General features: G+C 62.9%; 19 protein-coding genes. 10 read left to right on the forward strand and 9 right to left on the reverse strand.

Going from position 1 to position 21,594, the window contains the following annotated elements:
- Together C1925_RS10715 and C1925_RS10720 are read right to left on the reverse strand one after the other, a co-directional pair.
- Nucleotides 1–2,184, reverse strand: coding sequence for an ATP-binding protein (locus tag C1925_RS10715; protein WP_254051422.1), 2,184 nt, complete (start codon nt 2,182–2,184; stop codon nt 1–3).
- Nucleotides 2,185–2,309: 125 nt separating this feature from the next.
- Complete coding sequence (locus tag C1925_RS10720; protein WP_108768849.1) at nt 2,310–2,936, reverse strand: response regulator transcription factor; 627 nt, start codon at nt 2,934–2,936, stop codon at nt 2,310–2,312.
- Between the two features lie 306 nt (nt 2,937–3,242).
- Between C1925_RS10720 and C1925_RS20965 the strand changes: the two genes are divergently transcribed.
- Entirely contained in the window at nt 3,243–3,398 is a 156-nt protein-coding gene (locus C1925_RS20965) for a hypothetical protein (protein WP_159097512.1), read from the forward strand.
- Nucleotides 3,399–3,641: 243 nt separating this feature from the next.
- Here the strand turns inward: C1925_RS20965 and C1925_RS10725 are convergent, their stop codons facing one another.
- Together C1925_RS10725 and C1925_RS20970 are read right to left on the reverse strand one after the other, a co-directional pair.
- Nucleotides 3,642–6,731 (reverse strand): DEAD/DEAH box helicase family protein, encoded by a 3,090-nt coding sequence (locus tag C1925_RS10725; protein WP_216821966.1) that lies wholly within the window; start codon nt 6,729–6,731, stop codon nt 3,642–3,644.
- A gap of 547 nt (nt 6,732–7,278) precedes the next feature.
- The gene (locus C1925_RS20970) at nt 7,279–7,692 is read right to left on the reverse strand and encodes a hypothetical protein (RefSeq protein ID WP_159097513.1); all 414 of its coding nucleotides are present in this window, start codon (nt 7,690–7,692) and stop codon (nt 7,279–7,281) included.
- A gap of 838 nt (nt 7,693–8,530) precedes the next feature.
- On the opposite strand from C1925_RS20970, the gene C1925_RS10730 reads away from it, so the two are divergent.
- The 3 genes from C1925_RS10730 (at nt 8,531) to C1925_RS10745 (ending at nt 11,115) form a co-directional block, all read left to right on the forward strand.
- Nucleotides 8,531–8,887, forward strand: a complete 357-nt coding sequence (locus C1925_RS10730) for a hypothetical protein (RefSeq protein WP_108768851.1) — start codon at nt 8,531–8,533, stop codon at nt 8,885–8,887.
- A gap of 1 nt (nt 8,888) precedes the next feature.
- Entirely contained in the window at nt 8,889–9,275 is a 387-nt protein-coding gene (locus tag C1925_RS10735) for a hypothetical protein (protein WP_159097514.1), read from the forward strand.
- Between the two features lie 811 nt (nt 9,276–10,086).
- On the forward strand, nt 10,087–11,115 hold the full coding sequence (locus C1925_RS10745; RefSeq protein ID WP_108768854.1) for a DUF4034 domain-containing protein: 1,029 nt from the start codon (nt 10,087–10,089) through the stop codon (nt 11,113–11,115).
- Nucleotides 11,116–11,228: 113 nt separating this feature from the next.
- On the opposite strand, the gene C1925_RS10750 is transcribed toward C1925_RS10745, so the two are convergent.
- Nucleotides 11,229–11,798, reverse strand: a complete 570-nt coding sequence (locus C1925_RS10750) for a hypothetical protein (RefSeq protein ID WP_159097515.1) — start codon at nt 11,796–11,798, stop codon at nt 11,229–11,231.
- A gap of 728 nt (nt 11,799–12,526) precedes the next feature.
- Between C1925_RS10750 and C1925_RS10755 the strand changes: the two genes are divergently transcribed.
- The 3 genes from C1925_RS10755 (at nt 12,527) to C1925_RS10765 (ending at nt 13,953) form a co-directional block, all read left to right on the forward strand.
- A complete protein-coding gene (locus tag C1925_RS10755; protein ID WP_108768856.1) occupies nt 12,527–12,883 on the forward strand; it encodes a hypothetical protein in 357 nt (118 codons plus the stop codon).
- Nucleotide 12,884: 1 nt separating this feature from the next.
- Nucleotides 12,885–13,271 (forward strand): hypothetical protein, encoded by a 387-nt coding sequence (locus C1925_RS10760; protein ID WP_108768857.1) that lies wholly within the window; start codon nt 12,885–12,887, stop codon nt 13,269–13,271.
- Nucleotides 13,272–13,374: 103 nt separating this feature from the next.
- The gene (locus tag C1925_RS10765; RefSeq protein WP_108768858.1) at nt 13,375–13,953 is read left to right on the forward strand and encodes a histidine phosphatase family protein; all 579 of its coding nucleotides are present in this window, start codon (nt 13,375–13,377) and stop codon (nt 13,951–13,953) included.
- Between the two features lie 30 nt (nt 13,954–13,983).
- Here C1925_RS10765 and C1925_RS21115 read toward each other — a convergent pair whose 3' ends face one another.
- From C1925_RS21115 to C1925_RS10780, 3 genes are all read right to left on the reverse strand, one after another.
- Nucleotides 13,984–14,685, reverse strand: a complete 702-nt coding sequence (locus C1925_RS21115; RefSeq protein WP_174213508.1) for a hypothetical protein — start codon at nt 14,683–14,685, stop codon at nt 13,984–13,986.
- A gap of 49 nt (nt 14,686–14,734) precedes the next feature.
- Nucleotides 14,735–15,256, reverse strand: a complete 522-nt coding sequence (locus C1925_RS10775) for a hypothetical protein (protein WP_108768859.1) — start codon at nt 15,254–15,256, stop codon at nt 14,735–14,737.
- Nucleotides 15,257–15,409: 153 nt separating this feature from the next.
- Nucleotides 15,410–16,339, reverse strand: a complete 930-nt coding sequence (locus C1925_RS10780; RefSeq protein WP_108768860.1) for a LysR family transcriptional regulator — start codon at nt 16,337–16,339, stop codon at nt 15,410–15,412.
- Between the two features lie 154 nt (nt 16,340–16,493).
- Between C1925_RS10780 and C1925_RS10785 the strand changes: the two genes are divergently transcribed.
- Genes C1925_RS10785 through C1925_RS10795 form a run of 3 tightly spaced genes read left to right on the forward strand, consistent with a single transcriptional unit; the run spans nt 16,494 to nt 20,402 of the window.
- Complete coding sequence (locus tag C1925_RS10785; RefSeq protein WP_108768861.1) at nt 16,494–17,222, forward strand: gluconate 2-dehydrogenase subunit 3 family protein; 729 nt, start codon at nt 16,494–16,496, stop codon at nt 17,220–17,222.
- 5 nt (nt 17,223–17,227) lie between these two features.
- A complete protein-coding gene (locus C1925_RS10790; RefSeq protein ID WP_108768862.1) occupies nt 17,228–19,003 on the forward strand; it encodes a GMC family oxidoreductase in 1,776 nt (591 codons plus the stop codon).
- 10 nt (nt 19,004–19,013) lie between these two features.
- The gene (locus C1925_RS10795; RefSeq protein ID WP_108768863.1) at nt 19,014–20,402 is read left to right on the forward strand and encodes a c-type cytochrome; all 1,389 of its coding nucleotides are present in this window, start codon (nt 19,014–19,016) and stop codon (nt 20,400–20,402) included.
- A gap of 36 nt (nt 20,403–20,438) precedes the next feature.
- Here C1925_RS10795 and C1925_RS10800 read toward each other — a convergent pair whose 3' ends face one another.
- Nucleotides 20,439–21,575 (reverse strand): hypothetical protein, encoded by a 1,137-nt coding sequence (locus C1925_RS10800; RefSeq protein WP_254051294.1) that lies wholly within the window; start codon nt 21,573–21,575, stop codon nt 20,439–20,441.
- Between the last annotated feature and the right edge of the window lie 19 nt (nt 21,576–21,594).

Genomic DNA, 21,594 nt, shown 5'->3' on the forward strand with positions numbered 1-21,594 from the left:
TCAGGGCTCTGGCGCGGCGGGAAGATCGCCGCGCCAGACACGCAACACCCGCAGCAGCCGCTGCGCTTCGGGCCAGTCCGGGGCAGCGGCGTTGCCCACGCCCCACAGTTCACCCGACACGTCCTGCATGGCCGCGACGCCGCGCATCTGCAGGACGCCCTGCAGGCGGTGGGCATGATGGCGCAGCGCCGGTGCATCCCGCGCGTCCACGGCTTTCTGTAGCAGCGCCATTTCTGCGCGGATGTCCTGCTCGTAATCCGCGAGCAGCTGCGCCGACAGGTCGGTTGCGGGCGGCGAATCTGTGCCGCCCAGGTCCAGTGCCTCCAGCAGTCGTTCGATCTGCAGCGGCTTGACCAGCACATCATCGAAACCCGCACGCTGACAGCGCTGCAGGTGCTCATCACCGCTGTGCGCTGATAGCGCGAGCAGCCATGCCCGATTCGCCTGGTCGCGCTCCTGCGCGCGCAACTGCGTGGCGAGCGCATAGCCATCCATCGCGTCCAGTTCTATGTCGAGCAGGACGACCGACGCGGGTGAGGCGGCCTGCTGGGCAAGCGCCGCGGCGGGGCCATCGGCCTCGCGCACGTCCGCGCCGAGCTGCTGAAGCTGTGCGGCAATGACCCGGCGATTGAGTACGTGATCGTCGACCAGCAGCACCTGCAAGCCGCTGAGTGGCATCGGCGTATCCTGCGCCTCCTGCGCAATCGCTTCCTCATCCAGCACCCGCACCGGCACGCGCAGGATGAAGCGGCTGCCGCGACCATGGACGCTGTGTGCATCCAGGGTGCCGCCCATGGCCTGCGCCAGCTGACGGCAAATCGACAGGCCCAGCCCGCTGCCGCCGCGCTCATTGCCGCCGTCTGCCTGCCAATACGGCGCGAACAGCTCGGCCATCTGTGCGGGCGCAATGCCGATGCCACTGTCGACCACCTCGATCTGCAGCCGGGCAGGGTGCAGTGCGGCGTCCAGCTCCACGCGCAGATCCACGCCGCCCACGTCGGTGAACTTGAGTGCGTTGCCCAGCAGGTTGTCCAGGATCTGGCGCAGGCAGTCGGGATCGACCAGCACCGGCGGCAGGGCTTCGTCCGCATGCAGTTGCAGCCGCAGGCCTCGCTGCTGGGCCTGCGGCGTCGCGGCCTGCACGGCCTGCGCGCATAGCGCAGCCGGCGCGCATGGCCGGGGCCGCGGCCGGAAGCTGCCGTCCGCCAGCCGGGAGAAATCCAGGGCGCGGTTGAGCAGTCTGCGCAGGGTCTGCCCGGCATTGGCGGCGATGGACGCGAGTTCATGCGCACCGGCCGGCAAGGCGCTCTGCTTGAGCAGATCGACCGCCGTCACCATGGCCTGCGCCGCATTGCGTACTTCGTGATTGACCATGCCTGAGGCGTGGTTGCGCTCACGCTGCTGCGCCTGCAGGCGCCCGCGCCGGCGCCGGGATACGGCGAGCGAAACGAACAAGGCCAGCAGCGCCATGGAGATGACCGGCAGCACCCAGCGCGGAGTCCGGATGGTGGCATGGTGCCATCGGTCCGCCAGTGTCTGCCGGGCCCAGTGCTGCAGCAGCGCGGCGTGCTCATCGATACTGATCCGTGCCAGCGCATCTTCAATGCGGTCGATCAGCTGCTGGTCGCTGTGGCGTGCCAGCAGGTGCAGTTCGTGCGGGAAGTGGCCGCGCAGGGGCTGCACGCGCAGGCGTTTGTGGAAGTCGCGCCGGAACACCGGGCGCAGGCTGGCCTCCAGCCCGATGGCTGCATCTGCCGTGCCGGCATCGACCAGCGCCAGTGCCGCATGCATGTTGGGCGCAGCAAGAACCTGCGCCTGCGGATGGCGCGCGGCCAGCCAGGCGGGATAGGGGTCACCTTCCACCGCAGCAAGCTTGAGGCCGCTCAATCCGCTGGCGTCATGGGGCAGGGGAGTGCCCAGCGGGCCGGCCAGTACGGTGTCGCCACCGTGAAACGGGCGGGACTGGATGAGACTAGTGCAGGGCAAAGGAAGGTCAGTGACCGCGCCTTGCACCAGCACCAGGTCGGCCTGCCGCGCGCAGACGGCTGCGATGGCGGCGAGGGTGCTGTCATGCGGCTGCTCGATGAAGGACAGGCCGGAGTGCTGGGCAACCAATTTCGCATAACGATGCGCAATGGTGGGCGGCGCGTCCGGCCGTGCCTGCTCGGGAAATGGTCGCAACATTGGCCCAGTTGCGACACGCACTGGGCGCCGTTGATGCCCGGATGGTTGCGGGCCATCCATGGTGGCGCTGGTCAGCAGGCAGGCCGCGAGTGACGCAACCGCCAGGCGCAGCCACATCGCCGCGATCACAGCGCCTCCAGCTGGGTGCGGAGTGCGTAGATTTCGGCGTCATTGCGCAGGCCCAGCTTGCGCAGCGCGGCGCTCTTCTGGGTGCTGATGGTCTTGATGCTGCGGTGGCGCTGCACTGCAATTTCCGACACCGTCATGCCATCCAGCAACAGATGCAGCACCTCGCGTTCGTTGCGGCTGAGCGGCTCGCGCGTGGGCGGCAGCTTGCACCCGGGCGGAAGCCGGAACAGCCCCTGGGACACCCGGATTACTGCATCGGAAAGCTCGGTCAGGGGCTCGCATTTGCTGACGTAGCCGCTGATTCCGGCATCCAACAGCACATGGATGCCGGCATTCGACGACTGCCCGGCAAATGCCAGCAACGAGACCCGCGGCGCGCACTCGCGCAGCTTGAGCACCAGCTCCGGGCCGGTCAGATCGTCCATGCCCAGAGTGATGTCGATGATCGCCACATCGACCGGGTGGTTCATCAGGTACTGCAGCAGTGGCGCGCTGTGGCCGTGGCTGGCGACGATCCTGAAGCGCGTATCGGTGCCGAGGTGCATGCCGACCCCGCGCCGGACGACATCATGATCGTCGAGCAGTGCCAGTCGAAGGCGACGCGGTGCAGGATATCCATTCATGCGCAGGGAGGTGATCGTCGCCCAGGGGCGTGGCGCTCATTCTGGCGCTGTCATCTGGGTGGTCATCGAATTCGTACGATTTTTGCGACTATTCCTAAACGGGGGTCGGACTGCTGGGTTTTGGGCTTTGAAATCTGAGGGTCAGGGCCTTGGTTGGGCGCTCAGATTTCAAGGGATTTGGGGGGGGTATTAACGTGACGCGTCACGGTCGTTTGGTTGGGTGGCCCATGAGGAGGCCACGCGGGGGTCGCGTTCCTGTGGTGTGTTGCGGTCCTGGTGATGGCGCTGGCTGGTACCGGGGCTGGAATGGCGCTGGAGGCTCAGGTCAGCGAGCGCATCAAGGTTGCCGGTGTCATGACGATCGTTCTGGGCGGCCGGACGCTGGGATCCATCAGGCTGGATGATGGTCGGTGCTTTGACCTGGCGCTGCCGGAAGCGGTGTGTGAGCAGAGGTGGCGCTGACAGAGCAAGCGCGAGGTGGTGAGCGGGCCGTTGATGTCCTGGCCGAAGGGGTTGGTTGCCGGGTTGATGTGGATCGACATCAAGGACCGGAAGGTTGAGGGGGTCGGGAGGCTGACGATCCTGAGGCACCCCATCTTGATGCGAACATAATATACATTATGCGAAATACAGGTGCACTTGCTCCTATGCAGTTGGGCTCGCGTGTCGCCGCCCGTTTGGGATTTGGTTGCGGCGGCTTGTGATCTACGCGCTACAGACGATATCTAGGTCACAGCCAATGGTCTCTTTCAAATAAGCTACGGCGGCCCCTAGAACCATGTTCTGGTCATCACTCCGTGCCGCCGCTGAAATGCCAGGCTGGATGATCAAGACTTCCGCCTCAACTGGCTTAAATCGGCTTGCACGTACAATTCTATTTAGATTAACGGCGCTGCCTTCCAAGAACCGGGTCGGGCGATTGTCCGACCTGAGACGATCCTCGCGGCGCAGGACGTGCTTGCCGAGGTCAACGAATCGCCATTTCCACTTTGCAGAGCGTATGGCCTGCGAGCACACTTCTACAGCGTCTTTGATGCGCGCACCCGCTTCAGCGTTGCCAGAGAACTTGCAGTGCACCAACGCCAAGCGGATCGCACCCTCCTCCTCCTTCAAGCAAATCAGATCCGCCGCTTCACCAGCAGCGTCATCGTCGAAAACGACTTCAAAGCCACCCTCAATGAAGTGTCGCGCTGCCTTCCATTGCACGGAATCGTGGCGCAGTGCCCCGTCCTTCCACATTGACTCCTTCGTGATATCAACGTCGGTCCAATCCCAAGGCTCGAACCGCGAGTCCTCGATCACCAAGTGCCGCGGATCTTGGGGGCGGATTAAAAGGTTGCCGTCCAGCTCGCACAAGTCGACGAATCGAAGCAGTGGCGGGCACTCGCACAGATAGGCATCTAGAGCGAGGGTCCGCCGACCGACGCTGATCAGGACCTGCGCACCGCCGGTCTGTGTCACACTGTATCCACCCTCGCCGCCGACTGACAGCACCAACTCGGCCAGTGGGTCTTGATCATCTGTCGCAATGGAAAAGTGGACGTCGTTGCCTTGCCTGCCGTCGTAGTTGATGTCCACCAAGTACAACGGCCAGCCATCGGCCGGCTCAGCATCCGTTGCCAATACCACCCGCTCTTCGGCCATTGCCAAAAGCTCTGCCGGCCACTCCAGTGAGAGGATGACCTTGTCTGCCGGCAGGCCGTCAACCTCTTCCGGAATGAGAACGTTAGCGATAATCGTGGCGACGTCGATGCGGTCATCCAGCAGCTTCCTACCCATGGCCTTGCACCAACTGACCAACGCAGGCACTGTTCCTTGCTCTCGAGACCACACCCTACCCTTGTAGGAGCAGCCAACCGACACCTTTGCTCCTGCTTCCCAGCCAATGCCGCTAACGTTGTTCTTGACTGAGCCCTGACGCTCGGTCATTCCCAGGGCTTGAGCGACATCGCCGCCGGTGTACATGGCGTAGCTAAGGTTTCGTCGACCGTGCTTCTTGACCCCCATGCTCTGAAATACCAGTCGATTGATATTTCCCAGCACACGAAACATGGTCTCGCCTGAAATAAGCTCTGCTTCGCCACTGACTGCTTCGGCCAACTCGCCGAAAAGGGAGCTATGGTCGGTCGATGACAGGAAAAGCAGTCCGATGGCGGGGTCGTAGTGGAGGACAAAAAGAGCCCATTCCCGATCACGCACTCCTTTGGCCTGGGTCCAGCGTACGCGTGGCTCGGTTCGAGTTACGAAGTACAGCGTGTGGGAGGCGTGATGCAACCAAACCGCGTGCACGTGGCGCGTCTTTGCAAGACCGCCATGGAAGCGCTCCGGTAAGAACCTAGGAACGCGATACACCGACGTGCTGAAAACCGGACGTAGCAGTTGTTGGGAAATGGCTACGTTAGATTCGTCGACCTCATCAAGCCGTTGGGACGCCTGTAGGAACTCGACTAGCTCGGCATGGTCTCGTGCGGCCTCTGAACTAAGTTCGCTGAGCACCTGGTTCCAGTCTGCATCCTCACTATAGAGGCGTTCCAACGCGTAAGCGGCGCCGGGATCTGCGAGGTTGGCCAGAGCTGTTGCTTCACCGATACGTGCGCCCGCCACTCGGGTAAACCGTCCAACGAACTGCAGCAGAATGGCTAGGCTGCGGTGCATATCATGGATGGCAGCGACCTTGAGCTGCGGCAGGTCGAAGCCTTCGCCGAGCATGTCCACGCACACTACGATTCGTGCCTGCCCTGCTCGAAGTGCAGCTAGGCGCGTTGCGGCGTCTGACTGGTCTGAGTGGATCAGTACCGGACGCAAATCGGGTGAAAGGTTTCGATAAATCTGGTAGACCGTCGCGGCGCGGCCAATACTGGCACAACGCGCCATCATCAAGTGATCAAATCCTGCGGCTAGGTCCTGCCTAAGCTGTTGAACGGCGGCCGCGGCCAACGCTAGGTCAGATCGGGTGGTTCCGCCGACCTCATGAACTGATTCGAATCGTATGCGTTTGAAATAGCCGTCACGCTGCGCGGACGCCAAGGAGTAGTTGAATATGACACGACCGTCGACAAGTTGGCCATCACGACGGAACGGGGTCGCAGTGAACTGCAAGATGGGAACGGACTGAAACGCGGCTTTCAATCTGGCCCAGTTGGTGGCTGCAACGTGATGCGCCTCGTCCAGGATCAGCGCCTCGCACCGTTGCGCGATCGTTGTGAGCAATCGCGTGTCAACCCCGACCCCTACCGTGTGGATGGTGGCAACAATCACGTTGCACTCGTTGAACAGTTCCAGATCGTCCACACTAGTTGGCCGCTTTGTCATGATGCCTACGATCGGATTAGGCACATCATGAGGTAGCACTCCCAGCGCTCTCAGCAGGCCAAATGCCAGGAACTTATCGGCCGTCTGTTTCCGAAGTAGGTCCCACGGAACAACAACTAGGATCGGATTCCGTCCGTAGGCCGCCAGCGCTGCGAGCATCGTCTCGGTCTTGCCTGTACCGGTTGGCATAACCACTGTGGCTGGCCGCAGATCGAGACTCCAGTGCGCGCCGATCGCGTGTAGCGCGCCTAGCTGCGGAGGCCGCAACCCTTCCTCCCCTGCATTAACGCTGCCATCAGGCTGGCGAACCTCGGCACGGAACGAGAGTCGGCCCTTCCATGTGGCCGCAGTACGCCGGGCCTGCTCATGCCAGCCAATTTGCGCTGCTTGCCGGGCAAACTGTTCGATCAGGCGATGCGACGCCCATGAAAATTCTCCGTCGCGTTCGCGCAAGACGCCGTCGGCCCCCTCCGGAATAGCCACGCCGCTGCGGCTGGTAACCACTATCCGCTCTCCAGTATCCAGCTCCCAGAGGGGTTGCTCGACTCGAGGTGAGATCTTCACAGAGGTAACGGCGCGTACGGCGACATCAGAAGCCGGGCGCAGTTGGTGGCGTACAGTGCCTACTGGGTGCCGACGTTCCACAATCAAGGGGGGTAGATGGATCATCCTTATTCCTTCTGGCGCGCTTAAAGATGCTTCCCAGTCGATAGCGTGCCATAGCCTGAGGGCTTCCGCAGTATCGGTTTGGGGCGCCGTCCTGGGTGGCGTAGGCACGGCCTCATGCCCCGGGGAAGAAAAGTGCGCCTACCAACTTGAGCGGGTCGCAAGGCATTGTTTTGATTGTTAATGTGGAGGGGGCGATGCTCGCAAAGTGTCGGCACTGGAACATTCTCCTCTACTGTCGTAATCGTTAGTACGCCAGGTATGCGGATGTTTGCTTGGGGCTGCGTGGTCCCCCCTGGCCAGAAAGCGAAGTTCAAAGACTGACTTATGCGCGCGGCGACGCTGCGTCGGCTTGGATTAGTTGCTAGCCAGCATCAACGGACGCGCGTTTACGAGCTAGTCTGATGATATCCGAGCACCTGCTAGAGATCGCGCCGAGCACAAGGCCAATCGCGCATGCTGGCGAGAGAAATACTGCTTCTGCGAGTTTTGCGGAAAGCCCTAACGATTGTTGCAGGACGCCTGGGCGCATGAGGAGCAACGCAATTAACAGCAGGAAGAGCGTGATGCAAGATTTCCCCAGATAGGCAACAAAAGCTGCGGGCTGATCCAAATAGAGCTCTACCCGCTTCTGCTCGTTCTGCGCCCATGACTTGGCCGTCGTGCCTCCGTACCTTGCGGCTCGGAGCAAAAGCGGCTTGAGTTGCTGCCAGGATGACAGAAGACCTAACGCAAGACTGATGAGGCTGATTACAAGACTTAAGGTTTCAATAGACACGCAGCCCTCCTGTTGGCTAACGTCTGAGTTAAGCCCCGTCAGATGCATTGGCTTAAACGGATTGTCAGATCTCAATCCAATCCCTCGAATTGTGCGGATTGAACAGTAGGATTTTGGCCCAGCCATCTTGGCACGGCAATTGAACGCCACCTATCCAACAGACGATCCGTGGATATGGCGAGACTTCCCCTTGACGCATCTCGATCTTAGGGCGGCGGGCTCCGGCTAACAAGCTGGTGTATGCGCGGGTATCGCGGCCCGCCCGTTCCTCCTAACGCAGATGGGCACATGTCCGTTTTCGGGGCGTCCGGTTCCCTCCCCTGATGACACTTCCTTTGTCACTTTTGTTGCGCACAGCGAAGTCGGATTGAAGCGCCCCAACTTCAGTACCAACCCAAACATGGCTGTCGCTTCTGCCCCGCGCGCGGGCGTGGCGGCTTGAGCTGGGTTGAATCTTACGCAAGGCCACCAACGCCGCCGGAACCTAGCTGCATCAACGTCTCACCGCCATTACGCCGTATGCAACGATTCTGAAAATGTCGACAACGGTGACGGCATCGCCCCTAATGCCTTGGCATGGCGCTCAACCGGGCGTAATCCTAGCCGGGCCACCGAAAAAGGGTGGCCGGGCTTCGAAACCCCGGTAGTTCGCTGAAGTAAACGCTTGCCAGCCGGCATCACCCTGTGTGGTGCCGGCTGGCAATCCGTCGGCCGGCTATGGCGGGCGGTGCGTGGAGGCCTTGTGCCTGCCGGTTTAGCGAACACCGGGTTTCGAACCACGCATCGTCCGCCACCTCTATCCGGTGGCGGCTTCTGCCTGCACGTTAGGAGCCACGCCATGACCAAGCCCTACTCCCCTGCCCCCACGCCCATCCAGGAAGCGCCCTCTTCCGCGCCGCGCCTGGACCCCAACAGCCTTATCGCCATTCTGCACGGCATCGGTGCCGGTGCGGCGTCCGATGGCCAGCCTTGGCCCGAGCGCAACCTGCTGCGTGGCCGGCAGATGGCCCTTGCCGATGCCGATTGCGCCTTGGCGGGCCAGCGCGTCATCCACGAGATCCTGCTGGCGGCCGAGCGCGCCCGCCAGAATGGCGACCCGGACCAGTACGTGGGCGATCGGGTGATGGAGGGTCTGGCCATGGCCTGCCTTGCCCTGACGGTCTTCATCCAGGAACGTGTGCGGCCGGCGGCTTGACGTGGCCGATCGCAAATTCTGGAGCAGTCGAGCGAGCTCGACTCTACTTGGTGTCGCGCTGTTGCTGACTTCGATGTTGGTTGAGGCTGGACCTGCGCCCGCGCAGGTTCAGACCTTCGAGGTGCTGCAGCCGCGGCAGTTTGAGATTCTGCGGAGCTACGCGCAGGCATTCGTCGATGCCAAAGAGCGGGCGGGATTCGCGCTGGATGCGAGCGAGGCGCCAGGCGCTTGGTTCCATGTCCGTTACCAGGGGCGCGCGGTGATGGCGGTGGAGAACACGTCGGCGGGGCTGGTGATCAGCATGCCGGTGGGTGTGGATCTGCTGGCGCCGGATGTCCTGCAGCTGCGGGATGAGTTCCGGCTTTGGTTGGAGTATGGCGAACGCTGACGGGCCGACGAGTAGTCGAGCAAGCTCGACTCTACTTTGCGGGCTCCTGTAGGGAGGGATCTGGTGGCTGGTCCGCGCCGATTGGTGCCGCTAAGCTTCGCTAATGATGATTCTGGTACGACATGCGGAAAGTGCGGCCAATGCGGGCCTGCGCACCAATAGCCCGGATGGCATTGCCCTGACAGACCTGGGGGTTCGGCAGGCTGAGGACCTTGCAGAAAGCTGGACCGGCCGGCCGGCGGCGATTGTGAGCTCCCCTTTTGTGCGTGCCAGGCAAACGGCGGAGCCACTCGCCCGCCGCTTTGGCATGCCGATAGGCACGGCTTCCGTGCAGGAGTTCACCTATCTATCGCCGCCGAAGTGCATGGGTACGACGGCCGCTTCCCGGCGTTCGTGGGTACTGGCGTATTGGGATCTCAGTGACCCTGACCACCGCGACGGTCCTGGCGCAGAAACCTTCCGGGAGTTTGTTGATAGGGCCAGGTGCTTGCTGGCTGATGCAACGTGGCGCGACCGTGGAGAGGTCGTTATCTTCTGCCATGGCCAGTTCATGCAGATGGTGCGCTGGCTCCAGGAGCATCCAGCGAGACCGGTGGATTCCGAGGCAATGCGCCACTTCAGAACTGTGGATCTGAAGCAGCCAATTGAGCATTGTCAGCAGTATCGGATCTGCGCCAGAGACGGCCACCTGCCCAGGCCTCGAGAGCGGCCCTCAGTCCATTCGCCCGATTTCAGGAATTCCAGATAGACTCGCCTTGGGCTTCGGCCGCCGCCCAGGAAAGAAGGCAGCCCTCAGACCAGGAACGTCGCCATGCGCTCACCCACCTCGCCGGTGCTCAGCCTCTCCATCACCTTGATCACGCTTGCTGGCTGGGCCGGTACCGCCCATGCCGGTCCGTCCCTGGGCTCGGCCGAGTACGCCGAACGCAACTTCATCCAGGAGCAGGTGGATGCCCTGCTACGCGATGAGGATTTCGATACGCTGGAAGCCTTGGCCAAGCGGTATCGCCGTTCCGGTGAGACCACAACCAGCGGGACGCCGAAGCTGACGCATTTTTACGACGGCTTTTCCAATCTGTACGAAGCAGAGAAGATTCCCGTGGGGCAGGATGACCCGGCGCGCGATCGGCTCACGCGCTGGGTGAAGAGGTACCCGCGGTCCCCCACCCCTCACCTGGCCCTGGCCAGCGCCTTGCTCGGCCGTGGCATGGCCTACCGTGGCTACGGCTATTCCAGCACGGTCAGCCCACAGGATTCTGCCCAGTTCCACGATTACACTGAAGCCGCCAGCGCCGTCCTGAAGGATTGCAGGAAGCAGTGCGCGAGCGACCCGAACTGGTACGCGCGGTCAGCTTTTGCGGGCATGCTGCTGGGTTGGGACGCCACTGACATGCTGGCCGTGGTCGATGAGGGCATGGCCAGATACCCCGGCTACGTCAGCATTCCGTTCCAGGCTGCGCAGTATTTCTCGCCCAAGTGGGGTGGTACGCCCTATGCCGTGGAATCAACGGCGAGGCGCGCCCTCGAGACGGTGCCGGAGCGCGAGCGCCCTGCCCTGTATGCGCGCATCTACTGGTCCACGGCGGGGGGCTTCTACAAGAGCCCGTTTGCGGAAAAGCAGGTGGACTGGCCACTGATGAGCCAGGGTATCGACGATGTGCTGGCCACGTACCCTTCTGACTGGAATCTGCAGAACTTTGCCTACTTCGCGTGCCAGGCCAAGGACAAAGCCAAGACGCGCACCCTGATGGACCAGATCAAGCAGTCCATTGAAACGAATGTTTGGTGGGAGGATGAGGCATACTACGCCTGCTGGCGGTGGTCGCACGAGGCTTCGTGAGGGGCGCGTGGTTGGACGCTTGATCACGGCCGGTTCGAAGGTGCCCCTGTGGCGCTGCGAAGCGTCAACGTTCTTGATTGCGTACCCTCAAGCCGAACGTGCGTAGCGATGGGCTAGAAGTCCTCTTGTTCGTCTAGGAGGACGGGGCTCTGGGTGTTTGCGGAAGGCTGCCCGCCAACGTACACGTCCTCTTCTCGCAATCCCAAGACGTCTACCCACAGTGAGCGGGCAGCGCTGGCAATGCTGCCCTCAATGCCCTTGAAAATGGAAGCGGCGTCTACGGCGTCCTGCGATCGGGCTCTATATGCACTGGTAAACGAAACCTCACCAGTGAAGTGAAGGACGAATATTGCATTGACGTCTGCGCTTTCAAGGAGAAACGTGGGCGTGGACAGATCATGCAGACGGATATGAGCGGGAGGCGAACTGGGCTCGTCACGCGACAACGCTACGTCGACCCACTTCGCTTTGATACCCAAGTAGAGACGGTCGATCGTCCCAATTACAAGATGGCCATGGGTTGTAATGAAATCGATTTTTGCCTGGCCAATGAGTTCTCGTTTACCCACCATCACCAGCGCATTTGCCAAGGATGCTTCGCGCGTAATTGCATCGAAGGGATTGGCGTCATTCTGCTCAAGAACTGCAGCGGGCAAGATGACTTCATAAGCATCAAGGAACAAATGAAGCCTGCTCCTGTTGAGGCTGATCTTCGCCGTTGGCCGCATATGGTGCTCCTTTCAAATCCATGGCTGACGAATATGCCGCGATGACAGGAGAAGTCGCAAGTCATGCTTCTGCGACCCTGCTTGGCAGGGCGGGGGGGGGGGGCGCCGGAGTACAAGCACACTCTCGCAGCTCCAGCCTTACTTCGTCGCCTGTATGGAAGGCGTTCCACATGCACGCCAGCCATCGTTGGCCGGCCGCTGCACGCGGGTGTGTAGGCCTTGAAAGGTCACCTCCATCGAATTCGGTGTCGGTTTCGCCGCGTTCTCAATGCTGTGTAGCTGGTCTTTTAGTAGCGCGGACGCCGCCGCTTCAATGCCCTCAAGGGCCCGTGGCGCAGGCATCTCGCAACATCTTGCCGCTATGCGACAATTCCGAAAGCGACGCGGGAGTTGGCGGATTTGACCACGCCCCCTTGGCATCGCGCACAACCGGGCGTAATCCTAGCCACGCCACCAAAAACGGGTGGTCGGGGCCTCGAAATCCCCGGTTGTGCAATTGTGAAAAGCGCTTGCCAGCCGGCATCACTCTACGTGGTGCCGGCTGGCAATCCGTCGGCCGGCTATGGCGGGCGGTGCGTGGAGGCCTTGTGCCTGCCGGTCTGATTGCACACCGGATTTCGAGCCACGCATCGTCCGCCACCTTTATCGGTGGCGGCTTCTGCCTGCACGTTAGGAGCCACGCCATGACCAAGCCCTACTCCCCTGCCCCCACGCCCATCCAGGAAGCGCCCTCTTCCGCGCCCCGCCTGGACCCCAACAGCCTTATCGCCATCCTGCACGGCATCGGCGCCGGTGCCGCATCTGATGGCCAGCCCTGGCCCGAGCGAAACCTGCTGCGTGGTCGGCAGATTGCCCTGGCCGATGCTGACTGCGCCTTGGCGGGCCAGCGGGTCATCCACGAGATCCTGCTGGCGGCCGAGCGCGCCCGCCAGAATGGCGACCCGGACCAGTACGTGGGTGACCGGGTGATGGAAGGCCTGGCGATGGCCTGCCTGGCACTGACGGTCTTCATCCAGGAACGCGTGCGGCCGGCGGCTTGACGTGGCTGTTCGCAAATTCTGGAGCAGTCGAGCGAGCTCGACTCTGCTTGGGATCGCGCTGCTGCTGCCTTCGATGTCGGTTGAGGCTGGACCTGCGCCCGCGCAGGTTCAGACCTTTGAGGTGCTGCAGCCGCGGCAGTTCGCGATTCTGCGTAGCCACGCGCAGGCATTCGTTAGCGCCAAGGAGTATGCGGGGTTTGCGTTGGACACGGGTGAGGTGCCAGACGCCTGGTTCCATATCCGTTACCAGGGCCAGGCGGCGATGGCGGTGGAGAACACGCCGGCGGGGTTGGTGATCAGCGTGCCGGCGGGTGTGGACCTGCTGGCGCCGGATGTCCTGTGGCTGCGGGATGAGTTCCGGATCTGGCTGGAGCATGATGAACGCTGACGGGCCGACGCGTAGTCGAGCAAGCTCGACTCTACTTAGCGGGCTCCTGTAGGGAGGCATCTGGTGGTTGGTCCGCGCTGCGTGGTACCGCTAAGCTTCTGAAATGATGATTCTGGTACGACATGCGGAAAGTGCGGCCAATGCGGGCCTGCCCACCAATAGCCCGGATGGCATTGCCCTGACATACCTGGGGGTTCGGCAGGCAGAGGACCTTGCAGAAAACTGGACCGGCCGGCCGGCGGCGATTGTGAGCTCCCCTTTTGTGCGTGCCAGGCAAACGGCGGAGCCACTCGCCCGCCGGTTTGGCATACCGATAGACACGGCTTCCGTGCAGGAGTTCACCTACCTATCGCCGCCGAAGTGCGTGGGTACGACGGCGGCCTCCAGGCGTTCGTGGGTACTGGCGTATTGGGATCTCAGTGACCCTGACCACCGCGACGGTCCTGGAGCAGAAACCTTCCGGGAGTTTGTTGAAAGGGCCAGGCGCTTGCTGGCAGATGCAACGTGGCGCGACCGTGGAGAGGTCGTTGTCTTCTGCCATGGCCAGTTCATCCAGATGGTGCGCTGGCTCCAGGAGCATCCAGCTCGACCGGTGGATTCCGAGGCAATGCGCCACTTCAGAACAGTGGATCTGAAGCAGCCAATTGAGCACTGCCAGCAGTATCGGATCTGCGCTGGCTGAGGTCGGGTTTGGAGTCGAGCAGGCTCGACTCTACTTTGCGGGTTCCTGGAGGGACGCTTCCAGCAACGCAACATAGGTATCAAGTCGGGTTCGCTGGGCGATCAGAACCCATCCGACCAGGTACAGCAGCACCAAGGCGAAGATCAGAATGGCGCCTGCCCAGCCGATGTCGAAGACTCCCGCCCAGTCGCCCCAGCGCCAGTTGCGGAACTGCAGGTACAGCGCGATCAGGAGCGGAAATGGACCGAGACGCTGCAGACCGCCGTACATGATGCCCATCCGTTCGGTCATGCGGGTGCGCAGCGCGCTGACGTAGCGGAGCCGCTGCTCTCTATCTTCGCGCGGGAACGTGCAGAGTTCGGCAATGACGGACTGCCAATGCAGGAAATCGTTGTCCATTTCCCTGGCATGGGACAACCGGGGCTGGGAGTACTGGCGGTACTCCCGTCGCAGGCTCAGGAGCCCGCCAACCAGGAAGCCTCCGATTTCCACAACCAGGCAGGTAAGCGCAACCGGTAGGAGCACGCTCGCAGGTATCCAACGATCGAGGAGCAGGCCGCTGACCAGCCCGATCAGCGCCGCCCCGACGCCGACGCGGTACGACCATTTCTCAGCCGGGCCAGCCTTTGGGTAGATGGACTGGCTTCTCAGGCCCTGCACCCGGCTGTGCAGCCCATGGAACGTCAGGGCATCGCTCTGTTCCAGGCCCGGAACCGGGGTGTCCTTGCCCATCTGCACCTCCATTGCCTGCCCTGCCCGACCAAGTGCCATGTGACGCCACCTAATCCGAATCCCAGTAACGATTGAAGCGTCCCGTCTTTGTATCGTAGAGGAAGAACGAGGTGCTGCTTCCCTCTCGGAAGTAGTTGAGTCCCTGTGCCCGGCTGCAGATCCTTCCACTGGCATCAACAAGGTCGTTCATCGTGTTGTAGAGGTGACAGCCCGGGCCGCGGACATCCAGCCCCATGTCGTCATAGGAATCTTCCAGATCATCATCGACAAGAATGTGGCAGTTAGACGGCGATGTACGCTCCTTCTTCCCAAAGCAGACCCGCAGCCCTGAGTGGTGCCTGGCGCGGTCGATGACCAGCGTCGCTTCGTCTTTCAGGCCATCACCGTTCATGTCGAGGCTTACTTTGGCGAAAGCGGTAGGCGACGTTCGTCGCCATTCGTCCTGCTTCTTGAGCGTTTCGAAATTGACCGTTTCCCACCGCGCCGGATGTTCGCCCGCGTCTGCTGGCAGGGCGGGGGCAAGCGCCACTGCAAGGGCCGCTGCTGCGCTCAGGAGAACAAATCGGCTCATGGCTATCCGTGGCCTTCTTGAGGAATCTGGCTCCTGTCAGCATATACATCACGGGCCACGCCAATACCAGCATTCGGGCGCGGGTCCCCCGCGGGGCTGCGAGGGAAAAGCAGTCGAGCAAGCTCGACTCTACGGTTTGGGGGCGGTGGGGGATTAATCGGGTGAGGTATTCGGGTCGCTTGCGTAGCGCCAGGCGACAGTGCTCTGCAGGTGCCGCAGCAGATGGTCGAGGAACACGCGCACCCGAGGCGCGAGTTGCTTGCCCGGGCCATGCACGGCACTCAGGGGTGAGGTGGCCAGTGCGTGGTCGGGCAGCACCTCCACAAGCCGGCCGGCCTGCAGATCCTCTGCCACATCCCAGATGGACTTTCGCGCAATACCGGCGCCCTGCACGGCCATCAACTGCGCCACTTCGCCGTCATCGCACAGCGTCGTGGCGTTGACCGGCACCGCAATAGTTCGGCCGCCCTCCAGGAAGCGCCAATGGCTGACAGGCGGGCTGCCGCTGGCGATGCAGTCGTGCCCCTGCAGATCGGCAATGCGGCGCGGGACGCCCCGCCGCTGTAGATAATCGGGGGATGCACAGAGCACCCTTCGGTTGGGTGCCAGCTGCCGCGCTACCAAACGCGAATCGTCCAGCGTTCCGTAGCGCAGGGCGAGCTCGATGCCCTCGCCCACCAGGTCCACCACTTCATCGCGTAGTGAGAGGTGCACCCGCACCGCAGGATGGGCCTTCTGGAAGCTGCGCACCGCCGGCACCACGTGGCGACGGCCAAACCCGTTGGGCGCGGTCAGTCGCAGCACGCCGGCCACCACATCCTGGCGTTGCTCCAGCGCCGCCTCCGCGGCCTCCACGGCATCCAGCACGTTCTGGCAATGCACCCGGAACAGTTGCCCCTCATCAGTCAGTGAGGCGCGCCGTGTACTGCGGTTGAGCAGCCGCACTTTCAGCCGGCGCTCAAGCGAGGTCAGCCGCTTGCTGACCACCGCCAGGGATACCCCCAGGTCGCGCGCAGCGGCAGAAAGGCTGCCGCCGTGGACGATGCGCTCGAAGGTACGCAGCTCGTGGAGGTCATCGATCACAGCACTTCTTTCCGTTGGGGCAACAGTTCCTTTCCCATATTGCCATTACGGAAAGTGTGCTGCATCCACACAATGGGTTGATCGTGAATGCGCACGCGCTCGCGACAGCTCGCGCGCGATGCTTCATAACAGCCACCCTGCAGGTAGCCAGACCATGAAAGACGATTCCGACAAGACCCTGCCGGCGCTTACGCGCCGTCGCTTTTTCCAGGGCCTTACCCTTATTCCCGTCGCCGCGGCGCTGCCGGGCTGCTCCCCGGGCGATGCCCCCGGCCAGGCCGCGCCCCGCGCCGATGCGGGCACGCCATATGCCCCGCAGTTCTTCACAGCGGCTGAGTGGGCCTTCTTGGTGGCCGCCTGCGACCGGCTGATTCCCTCCGATGAGGTGGGGCCAGGCGCGGTGGAATCGGGCGTGCCCGAGTTCCTCGACCGCCACATGCAGACGCCCTACGCCGCTGGGGACATCTGGTACATGCAGGGCCCCTTTCTGGAGGCACCCAGCGAATTTGGCTATCAAGGCAAGCTGGCGCTACGCGACATCCTGCGAGTGGGCATCGGCGCGCTTGATGCGCAGTGCCGCAAGCAGTACCAGGGCAAGACCTTCGCCCAACTGGACCACGCCGAGCAAGAAAGTCTGCTGAAGGCGGCCGAGGGCGGCAAGCTCGAACTGGAAGGCATTTCCAGCAAGTTGTTCTTCTCAAACCTGCTGGGTGAGGTGAAGAACGGCTATTTCGCCGATCCCAAGTATGGCGCGAACAAGGACATGGGGGCCTGGAAGATGATCGGCTACCCCGGCATGCGCGCCGATTACCTGGATTGGATTGGTGTACGGGACAAGGTCTACCCCTTGCCGCCCGTGGATCTGGCTGGACGGAGAGGCTGAAGCACATGGCACTTGTGAAACCGAAGGTCGACGCGGTCATCGTTGGCATGGGCTGGACGGGCGCGATCCTGGCCAAGGAACTGACCGATGCCGGCCTGCACGTGGTGGCGCTGGAACGTGGCGGCGACCGCGATACCCAGCCTGATTTTGCCTACCCCAATGTGGTGGATGAACTGGAGGGCTCGGTACACCGCCGCTACCTGCAGAGCCTATCGCAGGAAACGGTGACGATCCGCCACAAGACCTCCGATACGGCCGTGCCGTACCGGCAGATGGGCTCGTTCAAGCCGGGCACGGGCGTCGGCGGAGCGGGCAGCCACTGGTCGGGCGCGCATTTCCGCCCGCTTCCGGAGGACATGAAGCTGCGCAGCAACGTGGAAGAGCGGTATGGCAAGGCCTTCATTCCGGCCGACATGACCATCCACGATTTCCCGGTGACCTACGCCGAGCTGGAGCCGCACCTGCACATGTTCGAGCTGGTGTGCGGCACCTCCGGCAAGGCCGGTGTCATCAACGGCGTGGTACAGCACGGCGGCAACCCGTTCGAGGGCTCGCGTTCGGCCGAATACCCGCTTGGCCCCAACCCGAACTACCTGGGCGGCGAGCTGTTCTACAAGGCGGCCAAGGAGATGGGCTGGCACCCCTACCCCATCCCGGCCTCCAATGCGTCCGGGCCCTACGTGAACCCCTATGGCTGCCAGCTGGGGCCGTGCAACGCCTGCGGCTTTTGCAGTGACTACGGCTGCCTGAATTATTCCAAGGCCAGCCCCAACGCCTGCATCCTGCCGGTGTTGCGCCAGCGCCCGAAGTTCGAGCTGCGCACCCATTCGCAGGTGCTGAAGGTGAACCTGGATGGCAGCCGCAGCAAGGCCACGGGCGTGACCTATCTGGATGCGCAGGGCCGCGAGGTGGAGCAGCCGGCTGACCTGGTGCTGCTGTGTGCGTTCCAGCTCTACAACGTGCACCTGATGCTGCTGTCGGGCATCGGCCAGCCGTATGACCCGGAAAGCAACACCGGCACCGTGGGCCGCAACTACTCCTACCAGAACCTCAACCGCGTGGTGCTGTTCTTCGACGAGACGGTGCAGGCCAACGGCTTCATCGGCATTGGCGGTGCCGGCACCACCATGGACGACCTCAACGGCAACCAGCTGGACAACGCGAAGGCTGGCTTTGTGGGTGGCGGCCTGGTGTGGGCGCGGCAGCCCGGTGCGGGCCCGGTGCGTGGCATCAACGTGCCCAGCGGTACGCCCGCCTGGGGCGCGAAGTGGAAGAAGGCGGCGGCGGACAACTTCCGCCACAACTTCTATTACGAGGTGCAGGGCGCGTGCATGTCCTACCGGCAGCACTACTTGAGCCTTGACCCAACCTACAAGGATGCCTTTGGCCGGCCGCTGCTGCGCATGACCTTCGATTGGCACCCCAACGAGATCAAGGCCTCGCAGTTCTTCGTGGACAAGGCCATGCAGATGAGCAAGGTGCTGGACCCGCTTTCGATGAGCGGCGATGCCAAGAAGGACGGCGAGCGCTACAACATCACCAAGTACCAGAGCACGCACACCTGTGGCGGCGCGATTATGGGCGCGGACCCGAAGACCTCCGCCCTGAACCGCTACCTGCAGAGCTGGGATGTCTCCAATGTGTTCGTGATTGGCGCCAACGCCTTCCCGCAGAACAACGGCTACAACCCCACCGGCCTGGTGGGTGGGCTGGCGTACTGGGCGGCCACCGCCATCCGCGAAAAGTACCTGCCCGACCCGGGCCCGTTGGTGCAGGCCTGAGGACGCGACGATGAAGAAGCTGTTCCTCTGGATGGTGGCGGTTGGCCTGGTCGTGTTGCTGGCGGCCCTCGCCTACGCGTTTGTGCCGACCAAAACCCGTGTACTGGCCGATGGCCCTGCGCCCGATGCGGCCCTGATTGAACGCGGCCGCTACCTGGCGGCGGCGGGCGACTGCACCGCCTGCCACACCCGGCCCGGCGGAAAGCCGTTTGCCGGCGGGCTGCCGGTGGCCTCGCCGCTGGGCAACATCTACAGCACCAATATCACCCCGGACAAGGACACCGGCATTGGTGGCTATTCGCTGGATGATTTTGACCGCGCGGTGCGGCATGGCATCGCGCCAGATGGCCGCACGTTGTACCCGGCCATGCCCTACCCCTCGTATGCGCACATCACCGATGAGGACGTGCGGGCGCTGCACGCGTACTTCCTGCATGGCGACATCGCGCCGGTGAAGGAGGCCAACAAGCCGGTTGAGATTACCTGGCCGCTGTCGATGCGCTGGCCGCTGGCCATCTGGCGCAAGACCTTCGCGCCGGAGGCGGATGCGGTGGCCTTCGATGCCAGCCGCTACGGCGATGCGCAGCTGGCACGGGGCGCGTACCTGGTGCAGGGCCTGGGCCATTGCGGCAGCTGCCATACGCCGCGTGGGTTTGCGCTGCAGGAAGAGGCGCTGGATGAATCCGATACCGCTTACCTGAGTGGTGGCCAGATTATCGACGGCTGGAATGCGGTGAACCTGCGTGGCAACCCTGCCGACGGCCTGGGCCGCTGGAGCGAGCAGGACATCGTGGACACGCTGCAGACTGGCCGCAACGCGCACAGCACCGTGGTGGGCACGCCGATGTCCGACGTAGTGGTGCACAGCACCCAGAAGCTGACCGAGGATGATCTGCGGGCGATGGCGGTGTACCTGAAGCAGCTGCCGGGCAGTGGCCACGATCCTTCCTCGTTTGCCGCCAGCGATGCCACCGCACGCAAGTTGCAGGCCGGCATCAACGACAGCCGCGGCGCAGAGCTGTTCGTGGACAACTGCGCGGCCTGCCACCGCACCGATGCCCACGGCTACAAGAACGTGTTCCCGGCCATTGCCGGCAACCCGACGGTGCTTGCTGACGACCCGACCTCGGTGGTGCGCCTGCTGCTGCACGGCAGTGAACTGCCTTCTACCGACAAACGTCCCTCCAACCTGGGCATGCCGGGCTTTGCGGACCGCCTGAGCGATGAGGAAATCGCCCAGCTGGCGACCTTCATTCGCCAGGAGTTCGGCAACACGGCATCTGCGGTGGATGCGGGCCAGGCCAGGAAGGTGCGGGCGCAGCTGCAGAAGGAGCAGAAACACGCTGCGGCGGCGCACGACCCGACCGATGCGTCCGACGATGAGGCTTCTGCTAAGTAGGCGTATGTGGAACGGCGCGCCATCAGGCGCGCCGGGTCAGAAGTAGAACCCGACGTTCACGTTCAGCCGGGAATGCCATTGCGAGGGGCCTCCCTCGTTGATGCCGATGCCATCGCCACCGGCAAACCACATGTTGCGACCCGCAATCCAGTCGACGTAGGTGGTCATGATGCCCTTCTGCAGGCTGCAGCCGGTGGCGTTTTGCCACGAATCCCGCACGCCTGCGCTATGCCCCACCGGGCGGGTCATGCTGAGGTTGTTGTAGCAGGTCAGATTATCCAGCTTGCCCTTGCGTGCAAACGAATAGGCGACGTTGGCGCTCGGCACATCGGCCTGCGCGGCAATCTCAAAGGGTGCCTGGAAGGCTGACATCGCAATGCGCTGTCCTGGGACGTCATATCGGTAGCGCGCCCACTGCAGCTGCGTGGTCCAGCCATCGCGCTTCCACTGTGCATGGACGGCTGCGCCCTGGTGGCCATAATCGCGACGCGTCTGCGTGTTCTGGACCCTGCCTGCAAAGGCTGATGCGCCAAGAAGCAGTTCGCCCTCTGCCCAGCTGCGCGCCTGCTCTACCCGCGCATGAAGCCGCTGCCGCTCGCGATATGGCAGCGCGTCTGTCTGCGCCACATCGAACGAGTAACGGTCGTAGCGGGCCCCGGTGCCATATTCATCGCCGGAGAACCAGCCAACATGCCAAGTGGTGTCGCCACGGGTGTGGGTCAGCACCAACCCGGGATCGTAGTCATCCTCGATACCCAGGTAATAGCCTGACCCGAACCAGAAACTCTGCGATGCCGTGGGAAGCAACCCGAACGGCACATGCTGGATGCCGGCCTTCAGCTGGGTCTGCTCGGAGAACTGCCAGCCAGCATAGGCATGGTGCACGGCATGGAAGCCGTCATACCAGCGGTACTGGGCCGAAAACGAGAACGGGCCGGTTCCCGTGTCGATGTCTGCCTGCAGCAGCTCCAGCTGCAGGCGGCTGGTAGGCGCGTAATCGAGCCAGCCATAATTGAATCGCACGGCACCGCCGGGCTCGAAATAGGGCGCTGCATCCGGGCCGCGCTCTGATGCGCTGGCCTGAAATGCGGTACCTGCCAGCACGGTAGCGGCAATAAAGGAAAGAGCTCTCACGATGGCGCCACCTGCCTCCCTGTTCTGCTGGGAAAGCACGCTATTGTGCTGTGTTCGC

The sequence above is a fragment of the Stenotrophomonas sp. SAU14A_NAIMI4_5 genome (assembly GCF_003086795.1).
GTDB lineage: Bacteria > Pseudomonadota > Gammaproteobacteria > Xanthomonadales > Xanthomonadaceae > Stenotrophomonas.